An 18089-nucleotide genomic window follows, 5' to 3' on the forward strand; every position below is an offset into this window, starting at 1 on the left:
CCGTGTCATCTCCCCAACCCCCGCGCTCGCGATGCCCCTGTGTCGTAGGGCAACTGCTGCGGAGATCATGGAGCATTTCGTAAACTGAGTCAACAGATACTCTGTCGGTCGGTGTTGTCGAAGGGTGGGGAACATGCCGCAGATCGCGATCACCAACACGTTCTGGGAGGGCGTCGACCGGCTCGACAAGCCGGCCCGTGCCCGCGTCCACAAGGCGATGGCCAAGTTCCAGCAGCTGACGGTCCCGCAACTCCATGCGGACAAAGGGCTTCACCTGGAGTCTGTGGTGAGCTCGCGTGACCCTCGGATGCGGACCATCCGCGTCGATGACGGGCTGCGGATCGTGCTGCTCGCGCCCGACGACGGCAGCGACCTCTTCGTCTTCGTCCACGTCGTCCCCCATGACAAGGCCTACTCGTGGGCTCGCCGACGGCTCTACACGGTCAACGCCGTAACCCGCTGCCTCGAAGTGCGCGACCTCACCGCCATGGAGCAGATAACCCCGCTCTTCGCGCAGGAAGCCGCCGCGGCCCCCCAGCTCCTGTTCGCCCCCTGGTCGGACACCGTCCTGCGGCACCTCGGCGTGGACGACGTCACCCTGCGCGCCGCCCGCACCGTCACCGGCAAGGCGCAGCTGGAGGCGTTCGGGTCGCTGATGCCGGAGGACCAGTACGAGGCGCTGTGGCTGCTCGCCGAGGGCCTCGATCCCGACGACATCTACCGAGACCTCGTCGCCGTACGCCAGAAGACGACCGCCACCCAGGGCTCGGCGGCGGGGCAGACCACCGCCGAGGACGACCTGGCCGCCGCCGTCACTCGCACCCGCAGCCGCATCGCGCTTGTCACCGGTCCCGACGAACTCGCCGACATCCTGACCAAGCCCTTCGCCGCCTGGCGGATCTTCCTTCACCCTACCCAGCGGCGCATCGCCTACCGGCCCGGCTACGCCGGACCCGCCCAGATCACCGGCGGCCCCGGCACGGGAAAGACGGTCGTCGCCCTGCACCGGGTCAAGCACCTGCTGGACCGGGCGCCCGACACGCGTGTACTTCTCACCACCTACACCGGAGCCCTGGCCCGCTCCCTGCAGAGCAGCCTCGCCCTGCTGCTCGACCACGACCCGGCGCTGCTCGCCCGTGTCGACGTCACCACTGTCGACGCCGTCGCCCACCGAGTCGTGCGGCAGTTGCGTGGCAACCCGGGGGCCGCGCTCAGCGACCGGGACGAGCGGACCCGCTGGCAGCGCGTGGCCCGCCGCCTCGAACTGCCCTGGAACGAGGCGTTCCTGTCCCAGGAGTACCGGCACGTGGTCCTAGCCCAGGACCTGCGGAGCGAGGAGGAATACCTGGCGTGCGAGCGGCGTGGACGCGGCAGCGCGCTCGGGCAGGCCCAGCGGCGGCGCGTGTGGCAGGCCGTGACCCTCTTCGAGGACGGTCTGGCCCGTGACCGGGCGCACACCTGGCTGCAGGTCTGTGCCGAGGCTGCCCGGCTGCTGCACGACAAGCCGGGCGCGGAACCGTCTTACGACCATGTCGTCGTGGACGAGGCGCAGGACCTGCACCCGGCGCAGTGGCGGCTGCTGCGCGCCCTGACCCCGGAGGGTCCCGACGACCTGTTCGTCACCGGCGACCCGCATCAGAGGATCTACGATGCCCGGGTCTCGCTGCGCTCCCTCGGCATTTCCGTCGCGGGACGTAGCGGGCGACTGCGCGTCAACTACCGCTCCACCGAGGAGATCCTGCGCTGGGCCCGTGGCCTGCTCGGCGGTGAGCCTGTCGCCGATCTGACCGGCGACGCCCACGACACCCTCGCCGGATACCGTTCGCTGCTGCACGGAGTACAGCCTGTGTGCGAGGGGCACGGGAGTGAGAACGAGGAGGCCGACGCCGTCGTGCGCAGAGTTCGGGACTGGATGGACGCCGGGGTCGCGCCGTCGGACATTGCTGTCTGCGCTCGTTTCAACACCCTGACGGGCAAGCTGGGTGACCGTCTCGCCGCGGCCGGCATCCCCGTGGTGCGGGTGCGGGACGGGGAGCCAGAGAGCGCGGTGGGAGTGCGGGTGTCGACGCTGCACAGCATGAAGGGGCTGGAGTACCGGTGCGTCGCCGTTGCCGGCGTTACCCGGTCCGCCTTCCCGTTCGCGCCGGCCGTCACCCCGGCCGAGGTGGACCGCATCCAGCACACCACCGACCTGGCTGCCGAGCGGTGCCTGCTGTTCGTTGCCTGCACTCGGGCGCGGGAGGCGCTGTACGTGTCGTACAGCGGGCAACCCAGCGAGATTCTTGCCCTGTGATGCCGTGCTCCGGTTCCGGTGGTACCTCAGTCCGGGAGCCGTAGATGCGATGACGCCGGGGGACGGCCCCGAGTCGGCGTCTCTCGTAGTGCACCCGGAACCACTCGTCCGCCAGCGCGAGCAGCGGTCGTGTCCCCCGACGTGGTGCGGGGGATCAAGCGCTACGCGCTTCGGTACGAGGCCCAGGGCGATCTCCGTAGACGCGGTAACGCACGAAGCCTGCTGGGGGGTGAGGTGGGTTGAATCCCAGACTGGGCGGAGCCCCGTCCATGGCCTGCGGATTCCGGCGCCTTGATCCCCTACACCACTTGGCGGGACGCCATCCGAGCGGCGCAGGCGCTCTCCCTCTCCGGCGGCAGAGTAGGCTGCGGCGCGGTAGACGATTTTGCCGTCGTATTCGTTGAAGCCGAGGGTCAGAGGGGCGCGAAGGCCAAGGGCTCCAATGGAGTCGTGTGCGCCGGCGCTGAGGGCGGCGATGTTCTCGAGGGTGCGGATGCTGTGGTGGCGTTCGGTGCGAGCGGTCCAGGCGATGTATACGCGTTCGGTCTCGGTCCTGGGCACTGCGACATGCTCCCGGAGCTGCGCCGGAATGCAGCTGGGACCTCTATCGTGCTGATGAGTTGACGATTCCGGAGGGCTTCGTATGCCGAAGACGACGCAGTTGCGGACCTACACCGTCCGGGAGGGGTTGCTGGACGAGTGGGCGGATCGGTGGCGGGAAGAGATCGTGCCGCTCCGGTTGGCCTTGGGATTCGCGATCGGTGGGGCGTGGGTGGACCGGGAGCGTAACCAGTTCGTGTGGCTGATCTCGTATGACGGGCCGGAGTCGTTCGCGGAGCGGAACGCCGTGTACTGGGCGTCGCCGGAGCGCAAGGCGATGGGTCTAGATCCGGATGACTACCTGGTGAGTACGGAGGAACGGACGGTGGAGCCGGTCGAACTAGGGTCCTGAGTTAGGGCGTTTGGGGGAGCATGTGGTGGCGTCGTTCGTCCTCGGTGAGGACGCGGAAGACGCGGGTGCGGGCGTGGGCTTCGAGGCGGGTGAGGTCATGGTCGGCGGTCCAGATGCGGGCGGTGCCGTCGTGGGAGGCGGTGAGCAGGCGGGTACTGTCGCGGGTCCAGGCGACGGAGGCAATCTTGTCTTGATGGACGCCGGCGATGGTGGTCTCTTCGTAGGTGGTGGCTGACCAGATGCGCAGGGTGCGGTCGTCGGAGCCGGTGGCGATGTGGCGTCCGTCGGGGGACCAGGCGATGGCGCGCAGCCGGCCTTGGTGGCCCGTGAGGGTGTCGATGCGGCGGCCGGTGGCGGTGTCCCAGACGGCTGCGGTCCAGTCGCCGGAAGCGGTGGCGACGCGGGTTTCATCGGGTGACCAGGTGACGTCGTCGACGTAGTTGTCGTGCCCGCGCAGGACGGTGAGTTGCCGGGCTTCGGCGATGTCCCACAGGCGGCAGGTGCGGTCATCGGAAGCGCTGGCCAGATGGCGGCCGGTGGGGGACCAGGCGATGCGGCTGACCCAGTCCTGGTGCCCGGTCAGGGCGGTAAGACGGGTGCCGTCGTGAGCGGACCAGATGGTGATGGTGCCGTCGTGGTCGCCCGTGGCGATGCGGGTGGCGTCGGGGGACCAAGCGATGGATTCGATGACGGGTCCGCGGTGTTCGGCGATTGTCCTGCCGTCGGGGTGGAAGATACGGAACGTGCCGTCGTTGGTGCTGATGGCCAGGCGGTCGTCGTGCGGTGACCAGGCGGTGCTCCACACGCGGTCGGCGTGCTCGAGGACGTGGGCGGTGGCGCCGGTGGTGGCGTCGAAGATGCGGACGGTGTGGTCGTCGCAGGCGGTGGCGATGCGCGTGTGGTCGTGGTTCCAGGCGGCCTGGTTGACCGGTCCGCGGTGCCAGTCGAGGAGGAGGGTTTCGGCGCCTCGGGGGCGCAGGTCCCAGATGCGGGCGGTGCCGTCGGTGGAGCTGGTGGCGATTCGGCGACCGGTGGGGGACCAGGTCACGCCCCAGACGGTGTCGGAGTGGCCACGCAGGACGGCGACGACCTTGGCGTCGTGGGCGTCGACGATCCGGACGGTGTGGTCCGAGGATGCCGAGGCGAGGAGCCGCCCGTCGGGGGACCAGGCGGTGTTCCACACGTAGTCGGTGTGACCGCGGACCAGGAGCAGTCGGGCGCCGGTGGTGGCGTCGAAGATGCGGACGGTGTGGTCACCGGAGCCGGTGGCGATGCGCGTGCCGTCCGGGGACCAGACGATGCCCTCGACGAAGTCGGCATGTCCGGACAGCACGACTGCCGTGGTGCCGCTCTCCAGGACCCAGACGCGGGCGGTCTGATCGTGGGACGCGGAGGCCAGGCGGGTGCTGTCCGGGGACCATGCCACGCCCCACACGTCACCTTGGTGGCCGCGCAGCTCATGGGCGAGGCGGCCGCTGGCGGCGTCCCACACACGGACCGTCTGGTCGCGGGAACTGGCCGCCACCCACCTCCCGTCTGGGGACCAGGCGACCTGCCTCCCGATATCGCCGGCACCGGTCAGCAGACGCACGGGTTCGCCGGTGGCGGCGTCCCAGATCCTCACCACGTGCTCGCGACCCACCGTCGCGACCCGGGCGGCATCCGGTGACCAGGTCACACCTTCGACCATGGCGCCTTGGGACGGTAGCACCCGCGTACAGCGTCCCGAAGCGGCGTCGAAGATCCGCGCGGTGCCGTCCCGAGATGCCGTCGCGACCCAGCACCCGTCGGGGGACCAGGCGACGTGCCGGACGGTATCGGTGTGCCCGTCAAGCAGCAGCCGGCCATGGCTGAACGCCAACGCCGTCAGCAGTCCCCGTTGGGCCGCCGGCGTCGGCGTGCACTCACCCAGCGCCGCCAGCGACAGCAGCAACGACCGCTCCGGGTCCCGCTCCACCGCCCCCAGCACGTACTGTCCGATCGCGTCCGCCACCCGCCGCAAGAACGCCAGATCACGCCGCTGCGACGACTCCACCAATGCCTGCGCCCCTGGCGTCGCCTGCCCGCTGTCCCGCAACGCCAGCAGCCACCGCTGCGCCAGGCCCAGTCGCTCACCTGTCAGCAGGTAGTCGTCGCTGCGTCCGGAGTGCTCCCAGTCTTCGGCCCAACGCTCGAGTTCGGCGCGCTGACGCAGTTGCTCAGTGTGGGCTTCGACTTCCTGCCGTAGGGGCGCCCACTGGCGGAAGAGGGCCTCGTGGGTGACCTGGGCGTAGGGTTCATGGCCGGGCTCGGCGCCGGTGGTGAGCAGGCGGGCATCGGTGAAGGCGTCCACCACGCGCCGTTCCCGGTCGGTCAGTTCGGCCAGCACGACGCGACGACGGGCCACCTCCTGGCCTTGGACGGTGACGAACCTCAGCAGGACGCGCAGGACCTCGTCGATAGCGACGCAATCGGTGCCGGCGCCGAGTTCGGCCACGGCGTGGTCGGCCTGCCGGGCCAGCGCCCCTGCGACCCCGCCGAGCCTGCGGTAGAGCTCCTCGGTCACGGTCTCGCCCGGACCGGACGCGAGGTACAGCTCCTGCAGCAGGTACGCCAGCAGCGGCAGCGCGTCGTCGGAACCGGTGTCCTCGACGATGGCGTCCACGACGCCGGGAGCGAACGACAAGCCCACCAATGCGCCGGGCCGCTTCACCACTTCGGCCAGTTGGCTCCGGTCAAGGGCGCCGATGGCCACCGGGTGCTGGAACATTTCGGCGTGGCCGGTGGCCAGCAGCGGCCTGAGGAAGTCCACCCGCAGCGTCGCCAGCACCCGCACCCGCGCATCCCTGGCCAGGCAGGTGTGCAGGGCATCGAGGAACTGCGACCGCTCCCGTTCGCCGGCGAGCGTGACGAGCTCCTCGAACTGGTCCACGACCAGCAGCACACTCCGGAACCTGCCCGCACGCAGCCGCGCCAACTCTGCGACAAGCGCCGCCGGATCCTCCCGCAGACGTCGCAGCACCGTAGCCACTGACTCCCGGCCGCCGCCGGCCGCAGCGATGACCGCCGCCAGCGCCGCCAGCGGATTCGGCCCGGGCGAGAACGCCGGAAGGACCGTCCACCGCCGGCCGCGCAACCGCGGCATCAACCCCGCGCGCACCAGCGACGACTTCCCACTCCCCGAGGCCCCGACCAGCAGCAGGAATCTGTCGGCGGGACGGCTTTGCGGCTGGTGGAGACGCCGAGTCAGCTCATCGGACTGCGCCGGCCGCCCGAAGAAAACCGGAGCCTCGTCCTCGGTGAAAGCGTCCAGCCCTGGGTAGGGGACCCGGTCACGGGGCCAGACCGACCGCGGCGTCCCAGGATTCTCCAGCCGGTGGACGACCACCTGCAAGGCCACGGTCGCCACGATCAGCAGCCCGATCGCCGGTATGGCCACCCGCTGCAGCAACTGCAGCAGCAAGGGGACGTCGTTCTCATTGGTGGCGTAGTTCGTGACGATCCCCAGCAGGCTTCCGACCAGGACCAGCGTGACCTGAAGCAGTAGCTGCAGGCGGCCCCTCACGGCGCCGCATTCCCCGCGCTGCCGCGTCGCTGCATCCACGCCCCCCGGCTTCGCCGCTACCGATCGCCAACGGCAATCATCGGCCGCGGGCTGCAATATCTCAAGAGTGCCCGAGCAGCGAGCGACGGTGGCGTCGCACTCGGTGAGTTGCCGGCCTCGACAGTGAAGGCTCGAATCCGCGGCTGCGCGTTCTTCTGCTGCGAGCAGCGGGCAGGCAGGATCATGGCCATGAGGATTCTGGTTCTGGGCGGGACGTGGTTTCTGGGCCGATGGATTGCCGAGGGGGCGATGGCCCGCGGGTGGTCCGTGACGACGTTCAACCGTGGGCGCTCTGGGCGCGACGTCGACGGGGTGCAGGCCGTACGAGGGGACCGGACGGAGGCCGGCGATGTGGCGCGGCTGGCGGAGCGCGGGCCGTGGGATGCGGTGATCGACACCTCCAGCTCGGAGTTGGCGCCGCGCGATGTGCTGCTTGTTGCGTCTGCCCTGAGCAAGATGGCGGCACGGTGGGTGCACGTTTCCACGGTTTCCGTGTACGCGGGCTGGCCGCATTCGCATCTGACCGACCGCTCTGCGCTCTTGGAGAGCCCGGCCGATGCTGACGAGTCGTTCGGCTACACCGGCGAGGACGGGAGCCCGACCAAGTACGGGTTTCAGAAGGCCGGCGGGGAGCGGGCGGTGGGGGAGGCGTTCGGGGAGCGGGCGGTGTTTCTGCGGCCGGGGGTGATCCTGGGGCCGGGAGAGTATGTCGGGCGGTTGCCGTGGTGGCTGGAGCGGGCGGCTCGGGGCGGGCGGATTCTGGCGCCGGCCCCGGCCGACCGGAGGATTCAGCCCGTCGACGTCCGGGATGTGGCGGCCTTCGCGCTGGACCAGGCTGCGGGCACGGGTAGCGGGAGCTTCAACGTCTCCCATCCGGAGGGGATGACCTTCCGCGACTTCATTGGCGCGTGCCTGGAGGTGACGGGTGGCGCGGGGGCGCCCGTCTGGGTGGAGCCGGAGGTCCTGGCGGCGCAAGGGGTCGCGCAGTGGACGGAGTTGCCGCTGTGGCGTACGCACGCCGGGGTGTGGTCGGTCGACTCCGGGCGCGCGCTGGCTGCGGGTCTGCGCTGCCGGCCGTTGGCGGAGACGATCCGGGACACTTGGGCGTGGCTGTCGGCGGGTGGAAGCCTTGTTGACCATCCCCGGCGGGCGCTGCACGGGATCGCCGTCGAGAAGGAAGCGAAGATCCTTGCCTCACTGTGAACGTGTCGGTCAGGCTTCGAGGGCCAGCAGCCCTGTGTGCGGGCCGAGCCGGTACGGCGGGGACAGGCGCGTGTAGTCCTCGATGCGTTCGCGTAGTTGCCGGGGGAGCGGCGCCCCGTGGTAGGCGGGTTGCGCCAGGTGGCGACGGACCCGGGCCATGCGGACCACGATGCCCGTCATGCGGTGGTCCTCTGGAATGCTCCACACGGGTTCCAGCGCTTCGGCTGCGCCGTCGACGTCGCCGGACATGAGGCGGGCCAGGGCGAGGTCGGCCGCCGCGCCTCCGCGCACGTGCGCAGACTGTGTGTTCTGTGGTTTTTGCGCGAGTAGCACGAGGGCGCGCCGGGCGGAGGTCTCGGCTTGGGCGCCGTCTCCGATGACGAGCGCGGTGGTGCTGTTGGACATGGCCAACCGCTCGGCGGGGAAGCCGAACTCCCCGCCCACCGTGTCGTGTAGCTCGTCCCTTCGGCCGTGATCGGCCTCCTCGGAGCGCCTGATCGCGGCCTGGGCGGAGCTCACGTCGCCCAGGTGCGCGTACGCGCGGGCCTGGATGGCGTACAGGCGGCGGTACGCGACGTCGCCTACGGCGCCGTGTGACAGTGCGCGCTCGGCTTTCGCCGCGGCTTCGGTGGCTTCGCCGGAGTGGTAGGCGATATACGCCAATGCGCCGTCGGCGAAGGCGCGCAGCGGGGCGAACCGTGAGGTCTCGCCGTACAGCGCGGCCGTACGGGCGAAGCTCCTCGCGCTGGAGAGGTAGCCGAGATTGAAGGCGGCCGCAGACAGCAGGGCCGAGACTTGGCCGTTGAGGACCATCAGTTCCTGTTGCTGGGCGGGGATCTGCGTTCGGTCGCGCTGCCTCTCGACCTCCAGACGCAGGACGTCGGCGTCCTCGAACGCCTTCTGCGGTGGGACGGCGTGGTACTGCCGGGCGAGGCTGATCACCTGGTCGCGGATCTCGTCGATGCTGGTGTCGGAGATGGCCGCCGTGGCGGTCGCGTCGGCGCTGTCATGAGCTTCACGTGCAGTCATGCGAACTCGTTCTTCCAGGTCGCGGGGGATGGCGGGGAGATCGTCCGCTGCGGGCGGCGGCCCGAAGAGCTGCTCCACGGTGTGACCGGGGAACATGGTTTCGAGGATCCGGCAGGCTTCGGCGCCGGGCAGGCCGATGAGCTTGCCGGCCGTCCAGCGCCGGAACTGGCTCTCGCCGCAGGTGGGGTTGTTCGGACTCCTGCCGAAGAGCAGACCTCCGGTCTCGGTGAACTTCTGGTCGAACCTGCGGTACGGCATCCGGTCCCGGTCGACCAGCCACTTCAGCAGCGTCTTCGGCCCGTCGCCCATTCCGCCCCACTCTCCGAGTGTCCCGCACGCTGCGGCGCGCCTTGTGGATCGATCCCTTGACTGGAAGGGGACACCGTCGCCCCGCGAGGACGCAACAAGGCTGCAGCAGAGGCTATGTGAAAGCCACTCGGAAGCGCGGCACGTCACTCGGACGGTATCTGAAGGCCACCCGTGGAGGCATGGCGGAGCCATCCGGGCCGACAGAACCCTGTTCACCACGTTCGCTGAGCCGAGCGGTCGCTGCAGGTTCCCGTTACGGGGCGGGTCACGGCCGTGGAGTCGCGAACGACGCGTCATCCCCACACACCGGAGGAGTTGGTATGAGCCCGAACATCACGCTGAGCACGCAGGCCGCGCAGCAGCAGGCCGTCGCGTCGGACAGCGGTTTCGACCTGGACGTCACGCTGCTGGAGGTGGCGGACCCGGCCGGCCTGGTCAACGTCACCGACGACGGCTGCGGCAGCACGTGCGGCGCCTGCACGACCGGCGTCGCCTGACGCTCTCGTGCCCGATGCCGGTGCCGTCGTACGGCGTCCGCCCGGTGGCGGCACCGGTCGTCTCTTCCCCTTTCCCACTGCCCTTGAGGAGGTTGGTATGGCCTCACCCGCCCGCGTGTTCCGGTCCGGCTCCATCGCGCTCGTGCGCGCTGCGGCACACCCGCGGTTGCACGTTCCGCCGTGGCCCGATCTGATCGATTCGAGTCTGCAGGGCGTATCGGCACAGGTCGCCTGGCTGCGGGCGGTGTGGGATACGGCCGATGTCACCGACGCTGTGCGGCATGCCAGCCCGGCGCTGGCGCAGGAGATCCAGACACTGTGCATGGCAGAGCGGCCCGCCGGACGGGATGTACGGCGCGCGGTGCTGTCGGTGGCGCGTTACCTGCTACGTGCCGAGGGCCGCGCCACGCCGTTCGGGCTGTTCGCCGGGGTGACCACTGCCGCCCTCGGCACGAGGGCACGAGCCGAGTGGGGCACCGAGCACCGGACGGTGGTCCGTGCCGGCGCCGAATGGCTCGCGGCCGTGATCGGACGACTGGAAGCCTGCCCCGTGTTGCTGGCACGGCTGCCGGTGGTCGCCAACAGCGCGCTGATGGTCCGCGGCGACCGGGTGGTCGTGCCGTACCAGCCGGACGGGCGGGTGCGCGGCACGGGTGCCGTCGAGGTGGCGCTGCGACACTCCGAGCCGGTACGCGCCGCCTTGGCGGCAGCCCGTACCCCCGCCCCCGTGGTCGAGGTGAGGGAGAAGGTTTTGGCGAACTTCCCGGACGCCGGGCAGGAAACGGTCACGGAGTTGCTGGCGGAGCTCGTCAAGCGACGGGTGCTGATCACCTCGCTGCACGCACCCGGCACCGCGACCGACGCCTTCGGGCATCTGCTGGCGCAGCTCGACGCCGTCGGCGCCGACGGGATCACCCAGGTTTCCGAGCTGGTCCGTGAACTACGTGATATCGATGTCGCTTTGGAAGCCTGCGACGGGCGGCCCGTGCGCGAGAGCCGTGCCGGGCGGGAGCGTGCCGCCGAGCTGATGGGCGCGCTGGCCCCGGTCCGGCGGCATCCGCTCGCTGTGGACCTACGTCTGGACGCCTCCGTGACTCTGCCCGCGGTGGTGGCCCGTGAGGTGGAGAAGGCGGCGCTGGTGCTCGCCCGCGTGAGCTCCGCGCCGTACGGCACGGCGGCATGGAAGGCGTACCACCAGCGGTTCTACGAGCGGTTCGGGATCGGGTCGATGGTGCCCGTCCTGGACGCCGTCGCCGACAGCGGCATCGGGTTCCCCGACGGATACCCGGGAACCGCCGTCCCGGAGCGTCGCCCGCCGGTGTCGAGCCGGGACGAGGTGCTGGTGCGGCTGGCCCAGCAGGCTGTGCTCGACGGCCGCGAGGAGGTCGTCGTGGACGAGGCCCTGCTGGCGGCCCTGGACCTCGGACCCGAGCACCCCCGGCTCCCACCGCACGTGGAGATAGGGGTGCGGGTACACGCCGACAGCACCGCCAGCATGGAGCGCGGCGACTTCCGCCTGGAGGTCCTGAGTGTCTCCCGCGGCGCGGGCGTCGGCACCGGCCGGTTCCTTCCCGTCCTGGACCAGCAGGGGCGTACCGCGCTGGCCGGCGAACTGTCCGACCTGCCGGGAGGCGACGGCACCACCGCGGTGGCCCAGCTGTCGTTCCCGCCGCTGGTGCCGCAGACGGCGCACGTCACCCGAGCGCCCCGGGTCCTGCCGACCGTGATCAGCCTGGAGGAGCACCAGAGCCCGGACGCATCGGTCCTGACGGTCGAGGACCTGGCGGTGGGCTGCGACGGGCGCCGCATGTACCTGGCGGCGCCGGCGTACAGGCGGCGCGTCGAGGCCGTCGCGATGCACGCCCTGAACCTGCGCACCCACACCTCTCCGCTGGCCCGCTTCCTGATCGAGCTGAGCCGAGCCCAGTGCGCCGCGGTGACGCTGTTCGACTGGGGAGCAGCACAGGCCATGCCGTTCCTGCCGCGTCTGTGCCACGGACGCACGGTGATCTCACCGGCCCGGTGGCGGTTGACCGCGGACGAGCTCCCCGACCGCATCTCGCCCTGGAGCACGTGGGACGACGCCTTTACGGGGCTGCGCAGCCGACGCCGCCTTCCCCGGCATGTGCACCTCGCCGAAGGCGACCGGCGCCTCACCCTGGATCTCGACCACACGGGCCACCGGGTACTGCTGCGCGACCACCTGCACCGGTCCGGGCAGGCCGTCCTCGTCGAGGCACCGGGCAGGGCCGGCTGGTGTGGCGGCCGGGCCCACGAGATCGTCATCCCGCTCCGGGCCGTCGGACCCTCGCCGTGGCCGCGTCTCCCGGCTCCAACGCGGGACCGGATCATCGGCCGCGACCAAGGCCAGAGCCCGGCCGCGTCGCCCGTACTCCTGGCCGCCCTGTACGGCGACATCCGCCGGCAGGACACCGTCGTCGCCGAACACCTGCCCGCGCTGCTGGAGCGACTCGGCCAACCGCCCTGGTGGTACGTGCGCTTCCGCGACCCCGACCAGCACCTGCGGCTGCGGATCGCCCTGAACGACCCCGCCGACTTCGGGCCCGTCGCCGCAGAGGTCAGCGCATGGACGAACGAACTCCACGCCGCAGGCCTGCTGCGCGAGGTCCGCTACCCCACCTCCTACCCCGAGACCGGCCGCTGGGGCTCCGGACAAGCGTGGCAGGCGGCCGAAGAGGTGTTCCGTACCGACTCCCGCGCCCTGCTCACCCAACTTCGCCAGCGCGACCGGCCCGAACGGCGCGCCTTGGTCGCCGCGCACACCGTCGCCATCGCCTCCGCCTTCCTCGGCAGCACGGCGGCCGGAATGCGCTGGCTGATCGACCACATCCCCGCGACCGCCCCGCAGCCGGTGCCGCGCCCGCAGTTCACCGAAGCCGTCCGCCTCGCCGACCCCCGCCACGACTGGTCGGCACTGCGTTCGCTCCCGGGCGGCCCGCAGACCGTCGCCGCCTGGGCAGACCGGGATACGGCCCTGGCCGCCTACCGCAGCCACCTGCCCGGGCCGGACACCCACGGCATCAACGCCGACGACGTCCTGAACTCCCTCCTGCACGTGCACTTCGTCCGCCACGTGGCCGTCGACTTCCCCGAAGAGGCCCTCTGCCTGTATCTCGCGCGGGCCGCCGCCCTCACCTGGACTGCCCGCACCACCGGAAGGCCCGCATGAGCATCCATCCCTGCCACGACCTCGCCCGAGCCGTCAGCGACCGCCTCGCCCACCCCGACACCACCCCGCCCACCATCTATAGCCAGCAGGTGTGGCGGCGGTCCCTCGCCCACGGCATCCCCGGCATCGCCCTACTGCACATCGAACGCGCCGCCCAAGGCCTCGGACCCTGGCAGCGCGCCCGCGACTGGCTCACCGCCGCCGCCCGCACCCCCCTCACCGCCGGACCCGACAGCCACCCCTACCACGGCGCCCCAGCGCTCGCGCACGCATTGGCTTGCGCCGCCGAGCAGCGTCCCGGCACCTGCCGCAAAGCCCTGGACGCGCTGGACCGGCAGATCACCGTCGACACCCGACGCCGGCTGGACGCAGCACACCGCCGCCTCGACGCCCGACACCTCCCCGCCCTCGCAGAGTTCGACGCCATCCGCGGCCTCACCGGCTACGGTGCCTACCTGCTGCGCCGCGACCCCGACAGCCCCCTCGTCCACGCAGTCCTGGACTACCTCGTCCGCCTCACCAAGCCGATCCCCTTCAACGGTGTGGTGCTGCCCGGATGGTGGACCGCAACGGGCCCCGCTGGCACACCGCACAGCCGCTTCGCGGGCGGGCACGCCAACAACGGCCTCGCCCACGGCATCGGCGGAGTTCTGTCGCTGCTCGCCCTGGCCGCCCTGCGAGGCATCACCGTCCCCGGGCACCTCCACGCGCTGCGCACCATCTGCGCCTGGCTGGACCGCTGGCGCACCGACACCGACCACGGTCCGACCTGGCCGTACTGGATCACCCGCCCCGAACTGCGAACCGACCGGCCCGGCCCCGCCGGCCCGCGCCGCCCGTCCTGGTGCTACGGCACCGCAGGACTCGCGCGAGCACAACAACTCGCCGGCCGCGCCCTCGCCGACACCAGCCGCCAACTCGCAGCAGAAATCGCACTCATCGACGCCCTCACCGACACCGCACACCTCGCCACCGTGACGGACCCGTCCCTGTGCCACGGATACGCCGGCCTCGCCCACACCGCCGCACGCATGGCCCAAGACGCGCTACCCGCAACTCGCACCCGCCTCCACGCCCTCATCCCCGGTCTGCTCTCCGCCGTCCACCCCCCGGACGTAGACCCGGACACCGCGGCCACCACGCTCATCGACAGCAGCGCCTCCGGCACCGGACTGCTCGAAGGCGCCGCAGGCGTCGCCCTGGCCGTCCTCGCACCCAGCACCACCACACCCACCGCCTCCGCCTGGGACACCTGCCTGCTCCTGGCCTGAGCCCCGCCGTCACGAAGAGAGCCCTGATGCCCCGCGAGCACTGGCACCAGCACAACCTCACCTTCCCCGACCGCGACACCGCCCGGACCGCCGCAACCGGCGTCCTCGGCCCCGCCCTCACCGCCGCCCAGACCGACGGACTCCTCACCACCTGGTGGTATATGAACAAGCAGCCCTGGCCGCTGCGCTACTGCTGCCGCGGGCCCGCACCCGCCGCCATCCGGGACCTCCTCGACAAGCTCGCGGCCGACGGCCGGATCACCGCGTGGACGAGCAGCGTGTACGAACCGGAAACCGTCGCCTTCGGCGGCGAGCAGGCCATGGCGACGGCACACGACCTCTTCCACCACGACAGCCGCCATCTGCTCACCTGCGCCCAGCACCTCGGCGCCCGCGAGACCGCCGTCCTGCTGTGCAGCACCATGCTGCGCGCCGCGGGCCTGGACTGGTACGAGCAAGGCGACGTCTGGGCGAAGGCCGCCGCCCTGCGCCCGCCCGACCACGGCCACCTGCCCGAACAGGCCGCCGCGCACCTCCCGGCGCTGCGCCGACTGATGACCGCCGACACGCATACCCAGACGGGCCCCGGTGGACCTCTGGCCGGACACGATGTATGGATCGCGGCATTCGAACGAGCCGGGCGCGACCTCGCCCGCCTGGCCCGCACCGGTCAGTTGTCCCGAGGCCTGAGGGCCGTCCTCGCCCACCACGTCATCTTCCACGCCAACCGCGCCGCTCTCCCCCTGGAAGACCAGCGCACCCTGTACCAGCTCGCACGAGAGGTAGTCATGACCACCAGCGACCACACGGCACCCGCACAACCGCACACTACCGACGCCAACGCCGAACGGCTCCGCCACGCCCTGGTGGACCGGGTCGTCGCCGACGGCCGGGTGCGCACGCCCCGCATCGAGACGACACTGCGCAGCGTCCCCCGCCACGTTTTCGTGCCCCACGTCTCGCTCGACGTCGCCTACGCCGACACGACGGTCGACATCAAACGCGACGAGGACGGCACGTCCATCAGCTGCGCCTCACAGCCGGGGGTCGTCGGCCTCATGCTGGAGCAACTGCAGCCCCAGCCCGGGGACGCCGTCCTCGAACTCGGCGCCGGAAGCGGCTACAACGCCGCCCTTCTCGCCCACCTGGTCAGCGGCACCGGACACGTCACCACCGTCGACGTCGACGACGACCTCGTCAGCGGTGCCCGCGCCCGCCTTGCGGAGGCGGGCATCGGCAACGTCACCGTCGTCCTCGGCGACGGCGCCCTCGGCCACCCCGACGGCGCCCCCTACCAGCGGATCATCGCTACCGTCGGTGCCCACGGCGTGCCCCGCGCCTGGACTTACCAGCTTGCGCCTGGCGGTCGACTGGTCGTCCCCCAGCGGCTGCGCGGCAGCGTCTCCCGCTCCATCGCCTACGAGAACCACGACGGCCGCTGGTTGTCCGTCGGGAGCGAGATGAACACGTTCATGCCCCTGCGGTGCGGCATCGCCGACGACGAGCGCCGCATCATCCCCCTCACCCCGGACGGGACGGTACGGCTCCAGACCCACCTCGAGCAGGCGGCCGACGTCGAAGCCCTGGCCGACGTCCTCGACCAGCCGCGCACCGTCGAGTGGTCCGGCGTGCTCTACCGCGCCATGGAATCGCCGGAGTGGATGGAACTCTGGCTGACCTGCACCACACCCAGCGGCCTGACCCGGATGCTCTTCCCCCGCTCGGCGGCCGGCACCGTTCTCACCGACGACCCCTACCCGTCCGCCACCGCCGCCTTCGACAAGGGTGCGCTCACCTACCTCACCCGCCGCCTGTCCGAGCAGCGCACCCCGGACGGCGGCAAGCTGTGGGAGTTCGGCGTCGTCGGACACGGTCCCGGTGCAGACGAACTCGCCGCCCGCATCACCGACTCCATGCGCACCTGGGACCGCGACCACCGCGGCAGCGAAGCCCGCTTCGAACTGCTGCCCCTCGACGCCGCGGCGCCCGTCGAGACGGCCCCGGGCCGTTTCACCGTGGACACCCCCCTCAACCGCATCGTCATCGACTGGCAGTGACACGGCCCACCGGCCAGGCCGCTCGACCGCCTGGCCGGCTCCGTCCCCACCTCCGGAAGGAACCTGTGAACCCCCTGGACCCGCACGGGCCGACAGCCAAGCGGTTTCCCCTTGTCGCTCGCGTCCGCCCTGCCTGCCTCCCGCTGCCCGAACGCGTGGCGCAACTCGTCGAACTCGCCGACACCAGCCGACGGAACACTGACCAGGGACTGGCCTCCACCGTCTACAACCAGTCCGCGCTCCTCGCCTCCGACCTCGGACTCCCCGACCTCGCCCGCACGCTGTGCCACCAGCACGCCGCCGCCTACCTCCACGCGTGCCCCCTGCCCGCGATGAGCGCCATCCGAGCACTGGAACCCCTGGTCAACCTCGCACGCCTGCACATCCGCGCCGACCGCAACGACGACGGACACCACCACCTCCTCACCCTCCACGCGGCCGTCGACACCGCGACAGGCACCGTCCTGGACGGTGTAGCCGTACCCTCCGACCTGGCCGAAAGCCCACAGCAACGCCAGGAGGTACGCGCCTGGTTGTGGCGGGTCCTCCTCGCCGACGGCACCCGCGCACTCACCACTACAGGTCGCTGGCAGCAAGCCCTCACCCACATCGAACAGCACCACGGCATCGGCACCCGCATGCTCGACGGCCGCCAGGTCGCCGTCATCGCAGCCCTCACCGCTCGCGACACCGCCACCGCAGCCGAACTCCTCGATCACACGGCCCCCGGCGAGCCATGGGAGCAGGCCGTAACCGCCTGCCTCACCGCACTGTGCCAGCGCAGCACCGGCCAACCGGTCGACGGCCACATCGACCACCTGCTCGACGCCTTTCCCCAGCGACTTCCGGAACCCGGTCTCACCGTCTTCGACACCCGACTCGGTCTCACCGTCCTTGATGTCATCGCCGCTGCCGAGCACCCCGCAGCCCGCACGATCGCCGACATCCTCGCCCACCGGGCCCTGGACGCACGTGACGGATACGCCGCCCGCGAGATCCTTTCCCACGCGCTGACCACCGCCCTCATCACCGACCGGCAAGCCGAGCAGTGTCACGACCTCGTGAACGCCTGCGCCTTGGGCACCCGCACCCTCCCAGCACCCTTGCGCGACGACCTCGCCGCCGCACGCCACACCAGCGACGAGGTGATCCGCACCAGCCTCGGCCACGCAGCCTCCGAGCGCTGACCCCCGCCGGGAGAACGACGCGGACGAGCCGGCATCCAGCGCCGGAAAGTCTTTGAAAGACCTGGTGAGAGCAGACTTCCGCTCTTCGCGCACCCACGGTGTCGTGGTCGCGTCCCGTCCGCGATCACTGGGAGGCCATTGCCATGGCTGCGCTCCTCTTCACCGTCGCGCTGTTGCTGCCCTTCGCCCCGACTGCCGGCCCGTTCGCCCTCACCGAAGCCCGCGACTGCGTACGCCCCGGACACGGCCGCCATCGACGCGTCGTACGCGCTCGCCACGCGGCCCGAGGAGGCCGGCGATGACCACCCACCCCGACCCGACCGCCAGCGCCGACATCCTTTGGCGCTGGACCAGCTGCACCCCCAACGCCCCCGCCCAGGCCCGCACCGCCCTACGCTGCGCCCTCGACCAGCTCGGCTACGGCGGTGAGGTCATCAGCGACGCCGTGTTGGCAGTCTCCGAGCTGGTGGCCAACGCCACCGAGCACGCGGTCGGCCCCTACGAACTGCGGCTGCGTC

11 protein-coding genes are annotated in these 18089 nt (G+C 71.2%); 9 read left to right on the top strand and 2 right to left on the bottom strand.

From position 1 onward, the window contains the following. Window positions 1-133 precede the first annotated feature (133 nt). Window positions 134-2293 (top strand): UvrD-helicase domain-containing protein, encoded by a 2160-nt coding sequence (locus AC3ET4_RS27725; RefSeq protein ID WP_431954163.1) that lies wholly within the window; start codon window positions 134-136, stop codon window positions 2291-2293. Between the two features lie 643 nt (window positions 2294-2936). Next, window positions 2937-3245, top strand: coding sequence for an NIPSNAP family protein (locus tag AC3ET4_RS27730; RefSeq protein WP_431954165.1), 309 nt, complete (start codon window positions 2937-2939; stop codon window positions 3243-3245). A gap of 1 nt (window position 3246) precedes the next feature. On the opposite strand, the gene AC3ET4_RS27735 is transcribed toward AC3ET4_RS27730, so the two are convergent. Then, complete coding sequence (locus tag AC3ET4_RS27735; protein WP_431954167.1) at window positions 3247-6789, bottom strand: nSTAND1 domain-containing NTPase; 3543 nt, start codon at window positions 6787-6789, stop codon at window positions 3247-3249. Window positions 6790-7017: 228 nt separating this feature from the next. Here AC3ET4_RS27735 and AC3ET4_RS27740 point away from each other — a divergent pair, with 228 nt between their 5' ends. Next, window positions 7018-8031 (top strand): NAD-dependent epimerase/dehydratase family protein, encoded by a 1014-nt coding sequence (locus AC3ET4_RS27740; protein WP_431954169.1) that lies wholly within the window; start codon window positions 7018-7020, stop codon window positions 8029-8031. A gap of 9 nt (window positions 8032-8040) precedes the next feature. Here the strand turns inward: AC3ET4_RS27740 and AC3ET4_RS27745 are convergent, their stop codons facing one another. Beyond that, window positions 8041-9369 carry a DNA-binding protein gene (locus tag AC3ET4_RS27745; RefSeq protein ID WP_431954171.1) on the bottom strand — a complete coding sequence of 443 codons (1329 nt, stop codon included), beginning with the start codon at window positions 9367-9369 and terminating at the stop codon, window positions 8041-8043. Window positions 9370-9689: 320 nt separating this feature from the next. Between AC3ET4_RS27745 and fxlA the strand changes: the two genes are divergently transcribed. The 6 genes from fxlA to AC3ET4_RS27775 all read left to right on the top strand — a co-directional run. Beyond that, entirely contained in the window at window positions 9690-9866 is a 177-nt protein-coding gene (gene fxlA / locus AC3ET4_RS27750) for an FxLD family lanthipeptide (RefSeq protein ID WP_431954173.1), read from the top strand. Window positions 9867-9963: 97 nt separating this feature from the next. Continuing rightward, entirely contained in the window at window positions 9964-13056 is a 3093-nt protein-coding gene (locus AC3ET4_RS27755; protein ID WP_431954175.1) for a lantibiotic dehydratase, read from the top strand. Further along, window positions 13053-14327, top strand: a complete 1275-nt coding sequence (locus tag AC3ET4_RS27760; protein ID WP_431954177.1) for a lanthionine synthetase C family protein — start codon at window positions 13053-13055, stop codon at window positions 14325-14327. The genes AC3ET4_RS27755 and AC3ET4_RS27760 overlap by 4 nt, the downstream gene beginning before the upstream one ends. A gap of 26 nt (window positions 14328-14353) precedes the next feature. Next, the gene (gene fxlM / locus AC3ET4_RS27765; protein WP_431954179.1) at window positions 14354-16384 is read left to right on the top strand and encodes a methyltransferase, FxLD system; all 2031 of its coding nucleotides are present in this window, start codon (window positions 14354-14356) and stop codon (window positions 16382-16384) included. A 74-nt stretch (window positions 16385-16458) separates the two neighbouring features. Next, entirely contained in the window at window positions 16459-17571 is a 1113-nt protein-coding gene (locus tag AC3ET4_RS27770; RefSeq protein WP_431954183.1) for a hypothetical protein, read from the top strand. A 298-nt stretch (window positions 17572-17869) separates the two neighbouring features. Further along, window positions 17870-18089: ATP-binding protein (locus tag AC3ET4_RS27775; protein ID WP_431954181.1), on the top strand; the 220-nt coding region annotated here is incomplete at its 3' end.

The organism is Actinacidiphila sp. bgisy167, from assembly GCF_057707665.1.

What these genes read in the sequence shown, in the direction of transcription:
- AC3ET4_RS27725 (WP_431954163.1), top strand. Translation starts at nt 134, where the DNA reads ATGCCGCAGATCGCGATCACCAACACGTTCTGGGAGGGCGTCGACCGG.
- AC3ET4_RS27730 (WP_431954165.1), top strand. Translation starts at nt 2,937, where the DNA reads ATGCCGAAGACGACGCAGTTGCGGACCTACACCGTCCGGGAGGGGTTG.
- AC3ET4_RS27740 (WP_431954169.1), top strand. Translation starts at nt 7,018, where the DNA reads ATGAGGATTCTGGTTCTGGGCGGGACGTGGTTTCTGGGCCGATGGATT.
- AC3ET4_RS27745 (WP_431954171.1), bottom strand. Translation starts at nt 9,369, where the DNA reads ATGGGCGACGGGCCGAAGACGCTGCTGAAGTGGCTGGTCGACCGGGAC.
- fxlA (WP_431954173.1), top strand. Translation starts at nt 9,690, where the DNA reads ATGAGCCCGAACATCACGCTGAGCACGCAGGCCGCGCAGCAGCAGGCC.
- AC3ET4_RS27755 (WP_431954175.1), top strand. Translation starts at nt 9,964, where the DNA reads ATGGCCTCACCCGCCCGCGTGTTCCGGTCCGGCTCCATCGCGCTCGTG.
- AC3ET4_RS27760 (WP_431954177.1), top strand. Translation starts at nt 13,053, where the DNA reads ATGAGCATCCATCCCTGCCACGACCTCGCCCGAGCCGTCAGCGACCGC.
- fxlM (WP_431954179.1), top strand. Translation starts at nt 14,354, where the DNA reads ATGCCCCGCGAGCACTGGCACCAGCACAACCTCACCTTCCCCGACCGC.